Origin of the sequence: Endozoicomonas arenosclerae (assembly GCF_001562015.1) — a bacterium.
Lineage (GTDB): Bacteria > Pseudomonadota > Gammaproteobacteria > Pseudomonadales > Endozoicomonadaceae > Endozoicomonas_A > Endozoicomonas_A arenosclerae.
The window spans coordinates 1-15,222 of sequence record NZ_LASA01000063.1; the positions used below are offsets into that span (position 1 = coordinate 1).

General features: G+C 46.7%; 14 protein-coding genes and 1 pseudogene. 9 read left to right on the plus strand and 6 right to left on the minus strand.

Features of this window, described 5'->3' with window-relative positions; translation table 11 throughout:
- A pseudogene (locus WG89_RS31105) lies at positions 1-249 on the plus strand (hypothetical protein); the annotation flags it as partial.
- 173 nt (positions 250-422) lie between these two features.
- Here the strand turns inward: WG89_RS31105 and WG89_RS08845 are convergent.
- The 3 genes from WG89_RS08845 to pseB all read right to left on the minus strand — a co-directional run bounded on the left by WG89_RS08845 (position 423) and on the right by pseB (position 3,884).
- Positions 423-1,424, minus strand: a complete 1,002-nt coding sequence (locus WG89_RS08845; RefSeq protein ID WP_062264406.1) for an alpha/beta hydrolase — start codon at positions 1,422-1,424, stop codon at positions 423-425.
- Between the two features lie 292 nt (positions 1,425-1,716).
- The gene (pseC, locus tag WG89_RS08850) at positions 1,717-2,880 is read right to left on the minus strand and encodes a UDP-4-amino-4,6-dideoxy-N-acetyl-beta-L-altrosamine transaminase (RefSeq protein WP_062264409.1); all 1,164 of its coding nucleotides are present in this window, start codon (positions 2,878-2,880) and stop codon (positions 1,717-1,719) included.
- A complete protein-coding gene (gene pseB, locus WG89_RS08855; protein WP_062264413.1) occupies positions 2,877-3,884 on the minus strand; it encodes a UDP-N-acetylglucosamine 4,6-dehydratase (inverting) in 1,008 nt (335 codons plus the stop codon). Before pseB ends, pseC begins: the two co-directional genes overlap by 4 nt.
- Positions 3,885-4,102: 218 nt before the next feature.
- Here pseB and WG89_RS08860 point away from each other — a divergent pair, with 218 nt between their 5' ends.
- From WG89_RS08860 to WG89_RS08885, 6 genes are all read left to right on the plus strand, one after another.
- Positions 4,103-4,633 carry a hypothetical protein gene (locus tag WG89_RS08860; protein ID WP_062264415.1) on the plus strand — a complete coding sequence of 177 codons (531 nt, stop codon included), beginning with the start codon at positions 4,103-4,105 and terminating at the stop codon, positions 4,631-4,633.
- Complete coding sequence (locus WG89_RS08865; protein ID WP_062264418.1) at positions 4,630-5,097, plus strand: hypothetical protein; 468 nt, start codon at positions 4,630-4,632, stop codon at positions 5,095-5,097. Before WG89_RS08860 ends, WG89_RS08865 begins: the two co-directional genes overlap by 4 nt.
- Positions 5,094-5,687 (plus strand): hypothetical protein, encoded by a 594-nt coding sequence (locus tag WG89_RS08870; RefSeq protein WP_062264421.1) that lies wholly within the window; start codon positions 5,094-5,096, stop codon positions 5,685-5,687. The genes WG89_RS08865 and WG89_RS08870 overlap by 4 nt, the downstream gene beginning before the upstream one ends.
- Positions 5,688-5,776: 89 nt before the next feature.
- Positions 5,777-7,006, plus strand: coding sequence for a DDE-type integrase/transposase/recombinase (locus WG89_RS08875; RefSeq protein ID WP_216638455.1), 1,230 nt, complete (start codon positions 5,777-5,779; stop codon positions 7,004-7,006).
- 123 nt (positions 7,007-7,129) lie between these two features.
- Positions 7,130-7,435, plus strand: coding sequence for a DUF6506 family protein (locus tag WG89_RS08880; RefSeq protein WP_062264427.1), 306 nt, complete (start codon positions 7,130-7,132; stop codon positions 7,433-7,435).
- A gap of 239 nt (positions 7,436-7,674) precedes the next feature.
- The gene (locus WG89_RS08885; RefSeq protein WP_062264431.1) at positions 7,675-10,017 is read left to right on the plus strand and encodes a Tex family protein; all 2,343 of its coding nucleotides are present in this window, start codon (positions 7,675-7,677) and stop codon (positions 10,015-10,017) included.
- A gap of 46 nt (positions 10,018-10,063) precedes the next feature.
- On the opposite strand, the gene WG89_RS08890 is transcribed toward WG89_RS08885, so the two are convergent.
- Positions 10,064-10,492, minus strand: coding sequence for a BLUF domain-containing protein (locus WG89_RS08890; RefSeq protein WP_062264433.1), 429 nt, complete (start codon positions 10,490-10,492; stop codon positions 10,064-10,066).
- 349 nt (positions 10,493-10,841) lie between these two features.
- Between WG89_RS08890 and gshA the strand changes: the two genes are divergently transcribed.
- Together gshA and WG89_RS08900 are read left to right on the plus strand one after the other, a co-directional pair.
- A complete protein-coding gene (gshA, locus tag WG89_RS08895) occupies positions 10,842-12,416 on the plus strand; it encodes a glutamate--cysteine ligase (protein ID WP_062264436.1) in 1,575 nt (524 codons plus the stop codon).
- A gap of 490 nt (positions 12,417-12,906) precedes the next feature.
- Positions 12,907-13,377: an Rsd/AlgQ family anti-sigma factor gene (locus WG89_RS08900; RefSeq protein ID WP_062264439.1), complete on the plus strand. Its 471-nt coding sequence runs from the start codon at positions 12,907-12,909 to the stop codon at positions 13,375-13,377.
- An 87-nt stretch (positions 13,378-13,464) separates the two neighbouring features.
- Here WG89_RS08900 and WG89_RS08905 read toward each other — a convergent pair whose 3' ends face one another.
- A complete protein-coding gene (locus WG89_RS08905) occupies positions 13,465-14,172 on the minus strand; it encodes a BamJ family beta-barrel-assembly machinery protein (RefSeq protein ID WP_172806758.1) in 708 nt (235 codons plus the stop codon).
- Between the two features lie 375 nt (positions 14,173-14,547).
- A complete protein-coding gene (locus WG89_RS30255) occupies positions 14,548-15,135 on the minus strand; it encodes a hypothetical protein (RefSeq protein ID WP_153301494.1) in 588 nt (195 codons plus the stop codon).
- Between the last annotated feature and the right edge of the window lie 87 nt (positions 15,136-15,222).

The following is a 15,222-nucleotide window of genomic DNA, read 5'->3' on the forward strand; positions in this document are numbered from 1 at the left end:
AGAAAGCTGAGTAAGCAGGGTTTAAGCGAAGGGCGCCGTTTGCTTTACAATGTGGCCATGGCAGCCAGTCGTGGGGCATTTAAAGCGATGTATGAGCACTATGCATCAAGAATGACTTGTACCCAGGCTTTGGTAGCCGTGATGCGCAAGCTGATACGTATAGCATTCAGCGTATGGCGTAGCCAAAAGACATTCGATATGGCTCAATATCATTCCCCCATTATGCAAAAAGCTATGCTGTCTGATTAAAGACCTAAGGCTCTTGCAGTGGAGAGTTTCTCACCGATGAGGCTCTAATTTCTTATGTAATTACTAAAAGCAGGTTGACAAGAAACATAGAGCCTCAGGATGAACGGCGTACGTATGACAATTAATGTAGGTCTGCATTAGCTTGCTTATTTCCCCAGAAACAGTCGAAAGCATCACCCTTCTGCGTGTTTGTTATTACTGTTTTCTACTGCAATAACATCTGGCCTGTTTAACCACTCTATTAACTGAGCGCTTTCACTATCACCAATCACCATCATACTGGGATGATTTCTATCTTTGACCTCAATGACTTCTATCTCTTTTGAATCCAGGTGCCCGAAGTGACTGTAGGGTGAGATATCATCGGCAGAAGACGCAAAGATCAGCACGGGGACATCCAAAGATTGAATAACAGGTTCCAACCGGGTTTCTTCAAGCGTTACATTGGCTTTTTCCAAAGCCATTACTGCCCCTTCACGCACGGAATCTTTGGGCAGTAGCCAGGTCAGGCTGGGGTATTTGACGGAAAAAAACCGGATAGCCGCCTGATCCAGTGGCAGCATGGGTGCCTGAAGTATGGCCCCTGTCACATCCTTTCTCATTGAGGCCGTATAAACCGCTGCAGCAGCGCCCATGGAATTTCCCAGCAGGTACAGGGGCTTGTCACCTTTATAAACCGAGGTGATCAGTTCATTGATCACCTTGCTATCCCCTACCCCATACTGCTTGCTTCCCGAAGATTCACCGTGTCCGGCTAAATCAGGTACAAGCACATCAAATCCCAGAAACCTGAAATAGAGAGCCGAGGTCAACATATACTCTTTGGAAACCCTGTACCCATGTAAAAGCACCACCAGCCCTGAGTAATTTTTTTCGAGCTCTTTGTTCTCAAGATTCAACTCTACATAGCTGGCCCCACTGCTGGATTCCAAATCCAAAGCGTATCGAAGCTTTTTGTTATCGAGGGGTTTACCAGAGAGATAACTGATACAGAGCTCAGTCTGAAGCTCGGAACAAAATTGCTTTTTCTCAAACTCCGGAAGGCCAGCTAGGGAAGAAGAAACTATGTCGCTATACGGAATACTGCCTGCTTCCTCAATATACTTAGCAACAATAGAAGAACAGCCAGCCAACAGGGTACAGGCGAGAATCAGTACAAATTTATATATATTCATCCATGAATCAATCAGGTTAAAGTGAAAAAATTGCCAGGAGCATTCAGGCCAAAGATTTAAAACATCCGTATTTTTAGCCTGATTTGAATAAATAAACAGAATAAGTGAAAGAAAATTCTGTACGTCACCGTTTTGGTGATATTGCTTAATAGCTAAGAGAATAGAAAGCCTAGTTCCTTAGGCAAATGTACAGTATCCAACAATCATTCATTATTATTTTTTATTCGGAGCTATTCTGCCATGCTCTTTCAAATAATAAAAGACTATGGATAAGTATCAGTTCACGTTTAAGCTATTGGGAGAGAACCTTTTGCAAGGCTGAGCAAACTTCATCCTGCTGCGGTTCGGTCATGGAAGGAAAAAGAGGTAGTGTGATGGCCTCCTGATAATAGGCTTCAGATTCGGGCAGGGAAAACCCTTCAAAACCGGATTTCCGGTAATATGGTTGCCTGTAAATCGGGATATAGTGAAGATTCACCCCAATTCCTGCTTCCCGAAGCTGTTCGAAAACCTCTTTGTGACTCAGTGCTATCTGTTCCAGATTTAAGCGAATAACAAAGAGATGCCAGGCTGAGAAACAGCCGCTTTTGACTTCCGGCAGCTTCAGGGGCAAATCTGCCAACAGTCTTGTATAGCGATCAGCAAGCTTTTGTCGGGTTTCAATAAATTGATCCAGCCGTTCCAACTGACTCAGTCCAAGTGCGGCCTGAAGATCCGTCATTCGAAAGTTAAATCCAAGATCCACCTGCTGGTAGTACCAGCTGCCATCAGGTTCCTGATCCATTTTTTCCGGATCTCGGGTGACCCCATGGCTTCTTAGCAAAGCGACTTTCTCAGCAATCTCCTGATTGCGAGTAAGAACCGCACCCCCTTCCCCTGTGGTAATGATTTTTACAGGGTGAAAACTGAATACCGTAGCATCACTGTAATCAGAACAGCCTACCGGCCTGTCATGAAAGTGGGCGCCGATCGCATGAGCTCCATCCTCAAGGACTTTAAAACCATATTCTAGGGACAAATCAAAAATTGCTTTCATGTCACAGGACTGGCCACACATATGAACGGGAATCACAACCTTGGGCAGTGGCAGCCCCTTCTTCCGGTGAAAGTTCAGTTTTTCTGCCAGTCTGAGTGGGCATAAGTTAAACGTCCCGGGATCAATGTCTACAAAATCTACATTGGCGCCACAGTAACGGATACAATTGGCGGTCGCTACAAAGCTGATAGGCGTCGTCCAGGCTGTATCACCCGGGCCTAGCCCCAAAGCCAGACAGGCTAGATGAAGCGCTGAAGTGGCGGAATTGACGACGGTGACATAAGGAACATCACAGGACTTTGAGAGCTCTCGTTCAAAGGCAGGAACTGCATTACCCTGAGTAATGAAATCTGACTTCAACACCTTCAGGACAGCATCAATATCATCTTCGTTGATGGACTGTTTTCCATAGGGAATCACAACGTCTGGCCTGCCAGAATATTGAAATCGGCGACTTCTTCCACACTCAGAAAATGATCATTGGTACCCGAGTTATATTCATAACCCTGGGCAACCGGCACGCCCTTTTCACCCTGCGCATTCAGAGTAAAATCGTTACTGGATTTGTGGAAGGTAATGGTGGGCGAAATCACAAAATGATCTTCAAACTCAATGGTCAAATGGGAATCATCGGAAGGGCACATAATCTCGTTGAGTTTTTCCCCGGGACGAATGCCTGTCACTTTAAGTTCGCAATTCGGCGCCATGGCGGATGCCAGATCCACAATGCGAATGGAAGGGATTTTCGGCACAAATATTTCCCCCCCCTGCATTCTGGCAAAGTTCTTAAGGACAAAATCCACCCCTTGCTGGAGTGTAATCCAGAAGCGGGTCATTCGCTTGTCGGTAATGGGTAAAAAGTCATTACCTTCTTCAATCAGCTTTTTGAAGTAAGGCACAACCGAACCTCGTGAACCCACGACATTGCCATAGCGCACTACAGAAAACCGTGTTCTCTGAGTGCCTGCCATATTATTGGCCGCCACAAACAATTTATCCGAAGCGAGTTTAGTTGCACCATAAAGGTTGATGGGGTTGGCAGCCTTATCCGTCGAAAGCGCAATGACTTTTTCAACATCATTGGCCAGAGCCGCCTTAATGACGTTTTCTGCACCATGAATATTGGTTTTTATGCACTCCATGGGGTTGTATTCAGCGGCAGGGACCTGCTTCAATGCCGCCGCATGGATGACATAATCAATGCCGTTCATGGCTTGCATTAACCGATCACAATCCCTGACATCGCCGATAAAATATCGCATACAACGGCTATTAAAGCGCTGTTGCATTTCATATTGTTTCTGCTCATCCCGACAATAAATGACGATTCGGCTTGGCTGGTAATGAGTCAAAAGCGTTTCTACATACTTCTTTCCAAACGACCCGGACCCACCGGTGATCAAAACGGACTTGTTATCAAACATATTCGTTCCCGGCTGCAAAACAGCCACCAGCAGTTTCGATAATCCCTGTTTTCAAAGCTCATTTCCCTGTGCAATTCAAACCTGCCCTTACTCATTGATACCAGTGTCACATCAGGGGTGCAAGCCAATTGCCCGGTAAAAGACAACTATGACTTGATGATTGTCTCAATTTATAGAAAAGTAGAGTTACAGGGATGACGCACACGAGCTGACGGTTAATGACCCCATCCAGCAAGCTCTTGCAAAAACAGGCTTTGCACTTCAGGAGGATTTTCAATGATCTGGGCCTGAAGTTTGCCGTGATCAATCAGGCTCCGGGTAATATTGTTCTTAAAACCTCCCTGACCAGCCGATACCACAGACGATTACTCACCTACATAGTCCTGAATGAAGGTCTGACCAAAGAAGTTACCAGCCATATTTCCATGACAACGGTTCTGGATCAGCCCTTAAACAGGATTGACGATCTGGGCTGCCTCGCGGCTTTTTTACATCAGCTTTCCATGGCGCTGCCCACACTCTCGCTTCAGCTCGACCTTGATTCCCGTAAAATTCTTGTTCGGGAAAGTTTTATTTGTGCCAAGGATATTCTGCCGGATTTTCTTGAATACCTGGATACAGTCAGCCTGCTTCTGTTACGCCTGAATGAACCACTGCTTCGGCTGGAACAAGGTGGTATATCCTCCTCGGATGCTCGCCTGATGGCAGATTACGTCTCTGAAAACTGTTATGAAGAGATGCTGTCATGAGCAATTCAGCGCTGAAAACCATCATGCGCCAGCTGGACTCGCTGGCACTTTCTCCCAATCGGCCTGACGCTCAGGAGCCCTTAATAACCTTTGCCCTGTCCAGTCACATCACAACCGAACTGGTACTGAATCAGGTCAGCAAAACCCATCTGTCAGTAACACTCTTGACCAGTATTGATGCTGAACATAATGAAGAACTCGATATTTTTGCACTGGCGCTTGCCGCCAGAATATCCCCTCTGAAGCTGACGACACTTGAGCACCAGCTCTGCCTGCAACTCACTTTTCACTGTTCACCAAAAACGCTCAAGATCAGCTTAAACGAAGCTATTGTCCTTATGCGTCATATGTCGGGAGCCATCTTTACCGGCGCAGTCAGTCTGATGGAGAACAAAGAGGACCTGATGGATGTCCTGGCCACAACGGTTGAGCATTTATCTCAACCAAGGCTGGCGAATGTATGAACATCAATGGCAGATCCCCCTCAGTCAACAAGCCGTCGATTCAAAGTGTTAATCAGGCTCATCGTGAACTGACCTCTGACGTTCATCGCTCCAGCCGGGTCTCCGGCGTTAAACCTCAGGGCAAACAAAACCTTTCTCTCTCTGAGCCTCCAAACCGGGCCCTGAATCTGGCTAAAAGCATTCTCATCGGTAAGAACCAGGCCTATTTTGACAAGGGCAGCAGTAAAACCGATAAAGCCACGGTTGTTGCAGGCCAGGCCCGGTACATTGCTGGCAAAGCCTCCTACCTGACCCTGTTAGGTATGAAGATGGCCAAAATGCATCAGAAGGCAACCCAAGGAACTTATAAGATACCCAACGAGGGTTTTAGCCGCTCTTTTACCGCCTTTGAAGGCATTAATATTGCGGCTCAGGGCATCGTCTTCATCAAGTCAGCCGGTGAAACTGTCTATAACGCCGTTCGTGATATAGCGGCCCATGGTCGCAGGAAAGAAACCCAGGAACTGCTGGATGATTATGATCCGGAAAGTAAAACCTTTAAGAGTGGCCTGAATCATCGTGAACGCCATGAACAGTCTCTTCCAATATAAAATGAGCCTGAACAAAAGCCCGGTTTCCAATACGAACTGAGCCTGTAAAGGTCCAGGATGTCGTTCATGATGAGAGGATGAAGATTATCATGAACACCAAACTCATCAAGACCCTGGATCAGGTCAGCGACTTCCTTGAACATGTCCCAGACATAGAACCTGGCTGGGAGTCTAAAGATGAGTGTTACCGATGGATAGAGTTAACTCTCAGTCATTTCCGTTACCGCTCCCTTGGAAAGGCTCAAAAAGGTCTGGTACGCCGCTATGTGGCGACTGTCACGGGTTACTCCAGAGCGCAGGKCMCCCGTTTTTTAACGGCCTACCTGTCCAAAGGCMCTGTCCGTCGCTGCCCCTGTTTCTCCAATGGATTCAAGCCTCGCTACMCCAAAGCGGATGCCAGACTACTGGCCGAGACGGACCGGTTGCACAATGACCTCAGCGGGCCAGCCATCAAGAAACTCTGCGAACGAGCTCTTCTGCAGGGTGATCAACGTTATGAAAGGCTGGCAGGGATTTCAGTGTCTCACTTGTACAACCTCAGGCAGTCTCACACTTATCAGACGGTACGACGCAAGAAGAATGGGACTCGCTCAGTCCAGAGAGCTATTGGCGTACGCCGTCGTCCAGACCCTCAGGGCAGGCCGGGGTTTATTCGAGTTGATACGGTTCACCAGGGCGATAAGGATGGCGTGAAAGGGCTGTATCACATCAATGCTGTCGATGAGGTCACCCAGTTTGAAGTAGTCTGTTCTGTGGAGCGCATCAGCGAAACCTTTATGATACCCGTACTGGAAGAGATTCTGGCGACGTTCCCTTTCAAGCTCCTGGCATTCCATTCTGACAACGGCTCAGAGTACATCAACCATAAGGTGGCCAAGCTGCTGAACAAGCTTCACATAGCCCTCACAAAGTCACGTTCCCGTCACAGTAATGACAATGCGTTGGTGGAAAGCAAAAATGGTTCAGTGATCAGGAAAATACTGGGATACGCCCATATTCCCCAGCAGTTTGCCGTGCAGGTCAACCGCTTCGACAGAGAATACCTGAACCCTTATCTGAACTATCACCGGCCTTGTTTCTTTCCGGATGTTTACGTGGACAAGAAGGGCAAAGAGAGAAAGCGTTACCGTTACGAAGATATGATGACGCCCTATGAAAAGTTTGTTTCTCTGCAAGATGCCCAGCAATACTTGAAGAGCGGAGTCACCCTGAAAAGTTTGGAGGCGAAAGCGCATGTCATGACCGATAATGAAGCGGCACGAAGGCTTCAAAACGCCAGAGAGAACTTACTAACAGTCATCTATGAACGACCAGCCTGAGGCCGGAGTCATGCACTCTTCTTCAGGCTCATTTTTCAATTGGAAAATACTGTTGATTTTAATGATAGGGATTGAAAGCTTCACTGCGGTCAGGCTTTTGTCCCGGATTACAGGTCCAGGCTTATGCGTTTTAACTCCTTTGCTTTTATTTTTCTTTCTCCCGGCTTTTCACCTCTTGAGAATACTGTTTCGACAGGTAAGGGAGGCTGTCAATTCAAAGCGGTGGGAATCGATATGGATCATAAGGAAGAAGTGCTAGCCGTTGCAGAAGGGCTTGTAGCTGAAGGTTTTCAGATGATTGAGCTGTGCGGCGGTTTTGGCCCTGAATGGGCTTATAAAGTGGCTGAGCATCTGGAAGGGAAAGTGCCGGTGGGGGCTGTTTATTATGGTCCTCAGTTTCGCCAGCAGTTGGCTGATCTTATGAAGTAACGAACCTTAATAACAGAATGCTTGCCAGCTATCTGAACAGAACTGCAGACAACTCGTTACCATCCGTTATAATTCGCCTTCTGGATTCAGGAAGTGGCTGGCCATTGAAGACAAGGTCACAGCTTCCGGGAGCAGAACTGTTTTCAGGTTTTTCATTCAATCACCTACCAGTTTGCTCCAGTGGTGCAGTTGGCTTGCACCGTATTCGATAAATTCAAATCTAACATTGAGTGGGTTTTATGGAGATCATCTTTCAGCGTATCGCCGAAGAGCTGAATGTTCGCCCGGCGCAGGTCACCAGTGCAGTAGCACTGCTGGATGATGGCGCTACCGTCCCTTTTATTGCCCGTTACCGTAAAGAGGCAACCGGTGCTCTTGATGATACCCAGCTGCGTACGCTTGAAGAGCGCCTGAGGTATCTTCGTGAGCTGGAAGAGCGTCGTGAAACGGTACTGAACAGCATTCGGGAGCAGGAAAAGCTGACCCCTGAGCTGGAAAAGGATATTCGTGCTGCGGATACCAAAACCCGCCTGGAAGACCTTTATCTTCCATACAAGCCCAAGCGTCGTACCAAAGGTCAGATCGCTATTGAAGCTGGTCTTGAGCCTTTGGCAGATCGCCTGTACAACGAGCCTGATACTGATCCTGAGTCAGCTGCGGCTGACTTTGTTGATGGGGACAAAGGTGTTGCAGACAGCAAAGCGGCTCTGGAAGGTGCTCGTTACATTCTCATGGAGCGCTTCAGCGAAGACGCTGAACTGTTGGGCAAGCTGAGGGACATGCTCTGGAGTCAGGGCATTCTGTCCAGCCGTGGTATTGAAGGCAAGGAAGAAGAAGGCGCGAAATTCCGCGACTACTTTGAGCATGATGAGCCCATCAGGCAGGTTCCTTCTCACCGTGCCCTGGCTATTTTCCGTGGCCGCAATGAAGGTGTATTACAGTCCAGTATTCGTCTGGAAAATGAGCCGGAAACCCGTCTGGAAACACACCCCTGTGAAAAAGTCATTGCCGATCACTGGGAAGTATCTGACCAGGGACGTGCGGCGGACAAGTGGCTGAAAGATGCGGTTCGCTGGACCTGGAGAGTGAAGCTGCTGACCCAGCTGGAAACCGATCTGATGACTCAGGTTCGCGAAAGTGCGGAAGAAGAAGCCATCAAGGTGTTTGCCAAGAACCTGAAAGATTTGTTGTTGGCGGCTCCTGCCGGTCTGCGCCCAACTCTGGGCCTTGATCCAGGTCTGCGTACGGGTACCAAAGTGGCGGTTGTTGATGGCACCGGAAAGCTGGTAGAGCATACGACTATCTATCCACATGCTCCTCAGCGTCAGTGGAAAGAAGCTCTGGGCACTATAGCCACTCTATGCCTGACACACGGCGTAGAACTGGTGAGTATTGGTAATGGTACAGCGTCCCGTGAAACGGATCGTCTGGTGGCTGAACTGATGCGTGCTTACCCAAAACTGGGTCTGACCAAAATTGTTGTCAGTGAAGCCGGTGCATCGGTTTATTCTGCTTCTGAACTGGCGGCTCGTGAATTCCCTAATCTCGACGTATCCATTCGTGGTGCCGTATCCATTGCCCGTCGTCTGCAGGACCCACTGGCAGAGCTGGTGAAAATTGAACCTAAAGCGATCGGTGTCGGTCAGTATCAGCATGACGTGAGTCAGACTCAGCTGTCACGTTCTCTGGAAGCTGTGGTGGAAGACTGTGTAAACGCCGTGGGTGTTGATGTGAATACGGCATCCAGTGCTCTGCTGACTCGTGTTTCTGGTCTCAACAGAACTCTGGCAGATAACATCGTTGCATTCCGTGACAGCAATGGCGTGTTCTCAAGCCGTGAGTCCCTGATGAAAGTGGATCGTTTTGGACCCAAGGCATTTGAACAGGCTGCAGGATTCCTACGAGTCATGAACGGTGACAATCCTCTGGATGCTTCTGCTGTTCACCCTGAGTCCTATCCGGTGGTAGAAAAAATCGCCACCCAGTCAGAGCGTGCGGTTCATGGATTGATTGGAGACTCTCAGTTCCTCAGATCACTGGATCCAAAAGGCTTCACGGATGAGACATTTGGTCTGCCCACTGTGACCGACATCATTACCGAACTGGATAAGCCTGGACGTGACCCTCGTCCTGAATTCAAGGCGCCAGAATTCCAGGAAGGTGTTGAGAAAATCAGTGACCTTAAACTGAACATGGAACTGGAAGGGGTGGTTACCAACGTTACTAACTTTGGTGCCTTTGTTGATGTTGGTGTTCATCAGGACGGTCTGGTGCACATTTCTGCATTGTCCAACACTTTTGTGAAAGATCCGGCTGAAGTAGTGAAGGCGGGTGACATTGTTAAGGTGAAGGTTATGGAAGTGGACGCTCAGCGCAAGCGAATTGGTCTCTCCATGCGTATGAGTGACAAGGCTGAAGAAGTGGCTCAGGCCAGACAGCAGCCTCGCAATGAGCGCTCTGGTGCGGGTAAGTCACAACAGAATCGTGGTGGTAAGAGAAACAACAGTAATCAGGGTAAAAAAGAATCTTCTGCAGGTTCATTTGCTGATCTGTTTGCCAACGCCAAAAAGCTGAGAAAATAAGCTGAACGAGAGGCTGCTGTTTTGGCAGCCTCTCATCAATACAGCTCTACATATTTTTGCGAAAAGACAGAAGCAACTTCATGGCAATGGAAGGCTGTTTCTGTAATTGCCGGATATCAAAGTCCGGGTTTAAAAAGTCAGTAAAACTACTGCTCTCTACCAGCTCCTGCCGGGACGCTACTTTGAATCCCATCTGCCACTGAGAGAACTGTCTGCTCTCGATAAAAGACTGGTTCAGTATGATCACGCCATAGTGTCTAGGGTCTTTGGCAATCATGTTGTAAAGCTGTTCAACGCTTTGCTTTTCCCCTTCAAGGGCCTGCATAAAAACACCTTCACTGTATAGCAACATACCTGTGACATCCTGTTGTTTATTATTCTTTCTGGCCACATTGAGTAGACTTTGCAGCGCCTCGTCATCGAATAACTCAGAGGCTGAACTGGTGTAAACCATGCAGAAAAGCTTGCTCTCCATTCTGGTTTTTCTCCCCCTGTGTATTCTGAGCTGACCTAAGCTTCCATCGGCCGTTTTCGATAAAGTTAAATCGGGAAGGGGTACAGGTTTCAGGAAAAAAAATCCTGGCAGCGGTTGAGCCGCTCTGTTTTTGATTGGTTTGATGACAAGGCTGAATAATGAGGTGCACAGACTGTATGGAAGAGCACGTTTTTACTGAATGTTTCCACTGTGATAGGTGCAAGGTAGATTGTAACGTTATATAGTCCGCCTCAAGACATGACTAACAGCCTTTAGCGATAGAAACCCTCTTTCGTCCTTCGGCTTGGAAAGATGTTTCACGATAAAGCTTCTGGATTGGAATTGTATTTTGACTAGCCAGTATGAGAGTCGTCTGCAGCTACTTCAGCAGTCGTCCAACCAAAATCTGCTCAGTGGTATACGACACGGAATAGAACGTGAAGGGTTGCGGGTAACTGCAGATGCGCGCCTGTCCCAGCGTTCTCATCCTGAGGTACTGGGTAAGACACTGACGCACCCCTACATCACGACTGACTATTCTGAAGCCTTGCTGGAATTTATCACGCCGGTTTATTGCAAGGTGGAGGATGTTATGAAGTTTCTGGAAGAGCTTCATAGCTATACCTCCAGAAATCTTGGGGGTGAAGCGATCTGGGCAGGCAGTATGCCGGCTTTGCTGGAAGGTGAGCAGAGTATTCCGATTGCTCGTTACGGTGACTCCAATCCAGGAACCATGAAGTATGTCTACCGTGAAGGACTGGCACATCGTTATGGTAAGGCTATGCAGACCATTGCCGGTATTCACTATAATTTTTCCCTGCCCGAGTCACTCTGGCAACTATTGTCTGAATCAGAAGGCAGTGACCATTCTCTGGAAGGTTTTCAGTCAGAATCCTATCTGGCAATGATCAGAAACTTCCGCCGCTATTCCTGGTTGCTGATGTATCTTTTCGGTGCTTCTCCTGCCGTCAGCAAAAGCTTTTTCACTCAGGATTCTCCCAGTGAACCGCTGGAAAAACTGGATGAAGATACACTTTACATGCCTTGGGCCACATCTCTGAGAATGAGTGATCTTGGCTATACCAATAATGCCCAGTCATCACTGAGTATTTGTTACAACACTCTGGGTGAATATGTCTCTAGTCTTTCGGCTGCGATTAAAACCCCTTATGAGCCTTATGAAGCGATCGGTCTCAAGAGCGAAGGGAACTATTTGCAGCTGAATACCAATCTCCTTCAGATAGAGAATGAGTACTACAGCAATATTCGACCCAAGCGTATTGCCAAACGAGGCGAAAAGCCTCTGACGGCATTATCAAATTACGGTGTTGAGTATGTAGAGGTTCGCTGTATGGATATTAATCCTATGGAGCCTCTGGGACTGTCTACAACCGATGCAGCTTTTCTTGATGTCTTCCTGATGTTTACCGCGTTGATGGACAGCCCTGAAATTGGGCATGAAGAGTGTCAGAGAGTCACTGAAAACTTTGCCCGTACCGTTTCAGAAGGCAGACGACCGGGACTGACCCTGAATGATGAGCAAGGTCCGGTCGTACTGAAGGACTGGGGATTAAGGCTGATCGATAAAATGGCCCCAATGGCTGAAATGCTGGATCAGGCAAACGACTCCCAGCTGTTTTCTGAGTCTCTGCATCAGCAGAGAGAGAAGCTGCTGGATGCTGAAAAAACACCTTCTGCACAGATCCTGCAGGTGCTGAAAAACAGTGGTGATAGCTATATCGACTGGATACTCAAGCAGTCAGAAGTGCATTCAGGCTATTTCAGTGAGCAGAACATTCAGCCTGAAAGACTCGAGTATTTTGCACGAATTGCTGAAGAGTCCAGAGCCGATCAGGAGCGTCTCGAATCATTGGATACTACCGATTTTGATGAATTCCTGAAGCGGTATTTTGAATCGGAATAATTCAGTCATATTCTTAAAAAAGATTCTGTTGGGTAGTGAGATGCCTGGCAGAATCTGAAACCAATCCAAGAAGCTTATATTCTTTATTAATTGTTCTCTTAATGAGCGCATCGGCCATATTTGAATCAAAGCAATGCCTTTGTTTTTATATGGGGCTGCGGACTTAATGTGCTTTTTCGTTTTTGAATGCGGTTGTAAGTCATCATATTGTTGAATGAGTCCGTTTTTTGACTGGGATTTTAAATAATCTTTTTTAATCAAAGCGATGTTTTTTATCCTTTATCGAATTAAAAAACGGTCAAAACCCTGAAAAAAACGACTTTTAGTGCGAGTGTCCAAATATAATCAACTTCTAATTTCAAAGTAATTTGAAATTACCTCTTGCCGCAAAAAATCCACTGTCATAACCTAGCAACTGAGTCGCCATTTCCAAACGGCGATAAAGTGATCCCGTTTCGAGTAGATGAGATCCAAACGAAGAGGAATTGTCATGCTGGAGGGGTGCAAAACGGCCAGAGAACGTTGGGGCGGCGTATCAGAAATTATTGATCGCTGGCTTAGCGAGCGGCAGGAATTGATCGTTCTCTACTGCTCAATCAATGGAGTGAATCAATTTCACGATGATAAAAGGCCTGTTGCAAACAAATTGAAAGAAATGTGCCAGATTCTGGTTGATTATGTTTCCGCTGGCCATTTTGAAGTCTACGAACAACTGGTCCAGGAAGGTATCGAATTTAATGACGGCGGAGTGGAAATGGCACAGTCCATTCTTCCAAAGCTTGAGAAAAATACGCAGATTTGCCTCGATTTTAACGATGGTTGTGAGTCAGTAAGCAGTGTGACAATGCTGCAAAACTCCCTGTCGGAGCTGGGTGAAGCACTTGAGGAACGGTTTTCTCTGGAAGATCAGATGATTGAGGTGCTACACGAGTCTCATAGAGAGTTGCTCTCTTCGCAGTAACTGCTGCAGAAGGGGCAGACAGGCTAAAAAAGATATCTGCCATCTGCCCGCAGTATGAAGGAAACAGCTCAGTCTACGACGGGTTGTTTACTTCTTTTTCTCTTCTTTATTCTCTGTGTCTTTTTTCACGTTCAGTAATTCAACCTTGAAGGTCAGCATTTCATTAGGACCTATTCTTCCTGGAATTCCGCCTGGTCCGTAAGCAAGATCCGCCGGGATATAAAGCTCCCAGACAGAACCTTCAGGCATCTGTTTCAAACCTTCTGTCCAACCCTTGATAACCTGATTTAATTTAAACGTTGCGGGTTGGTTTCTGCTGTAAGAGCTGTCAAAGACTTTCCCGTCCAGAAGACGTCCTTCGTAATGAACGGTGACTTCACTGTAATCCAGTGGTTTGGGGCCCTGACCGTTTTTAATGACTTTGTATTGAAGACCACTTTCCAGTGTATTAACACCCGGTTTTTTGGCGTTTTCAGTCAGGAAAGCCTGACCTTTTTCAAGATTGTTTTTTGCTTCGTCAGCGAGTTGAGCCTGACGTTTTTTCTCCTGATCTTTACGGGCTTTTTCAATCAGTTTGAACATTTCCTGCTTGTCCATGGCAAGCGGTTTGTTCTCAAGAGTATCTTTGATACCTTGGGAAAGAGCGTCTGCATTGATTCCCTCAAACTGCTTGAGTTGTTCGGCCAAAATAGCACCCAGACTGTAGCTGAGTTTGTCTGCTTCTGTCTCCAGAGCCGCAAATGTTTGCAGGGAGTATGACATCAGGGCAATGCCAGCAAGCGCTTTTAGTCTCATGAGGTCTCTCTGTTTTCTATGAAAATGCAGCTCTCCGATTTTGTTGTCATTGTCATGTTCCGGCGTGAGCTGCATTTCCGGCTCATGGCTGTTTGTGTTAGTTCGACACAGGTGGGTCAAATTTTTCTCAGCAGAGGTGTAACACCATATTTGTGCAAACGCTCAAAGATAGCAAGCTTTTAGGAATATTGGTTTTAACAAAAATGCCTTTAAATTAAGGCTTAAATGATATTCATCAAAAAAAAATTTTAAATTAACAAGTTTTTTTTGAAGAAATAATTTCATCTTATATAAAAAAAATGTATAAAAAAATTTGCAGTCGTGTGATAAGCACTCTATTTTTCTAATTAAAACTGGATATTAATTATTCAGCTTTTATATAGAAGTACTTCTAAAGGCAATGACGAGGGATGACCAAATGCCTGTAGCTAAAAGGAAACCAGCAGCCAAGAAGGCTGTTAGAAAACCAGCCGCTAAAAAACCAGCAGCTAAAAAAGCCACCCGTAAGGTAGACCCAGTTAAGAAGCTGGAAAAAGAAGTCGAAGCGCTTAAGAAAAAACTGGATAAGGCTAAAGAGTCTTTAAAGAAAGCAAAAACAAAAGCCAAAGCCTCTGCCAAGAAAGCTCCCGCCAAGAAAAAAGCAACCGCCAAAAAAACTACTGCCAAGAAAGCAACTGCTAAAAAGACAGTAGCCAAGAAAAAGGCACCGGCTAAGAAAAAAGCTGCAGCTAAGAAAACAACTGCCAAGAAAAAAGCACCCGCTAAAAAGGCAGCTGCTAAAAAGAAAACTGTAGCGAAAAAAGCCACTGCCAAGAAAAAGGCACCTGCTAAGAAGAAGGCTCCAGCTCGTAAGGCTGCTGCCAAGAAAAAAGCACCTGCCAAGAAGAAGGCTCCAGCTCGCAAGGCTGCTGCCAAGAAGAAAGTAGTTAAGAAAAAAGCTCCTGTTCGTAAGGCCGCTGCCAAGAAGGCTCCAGCCAAAAAGAAAGCGCCAGCTAAGAGAAAAGCCAAGCGCTAAGAGCTTTTGACGTACCTGCAGGAGAGGTTGCCCTC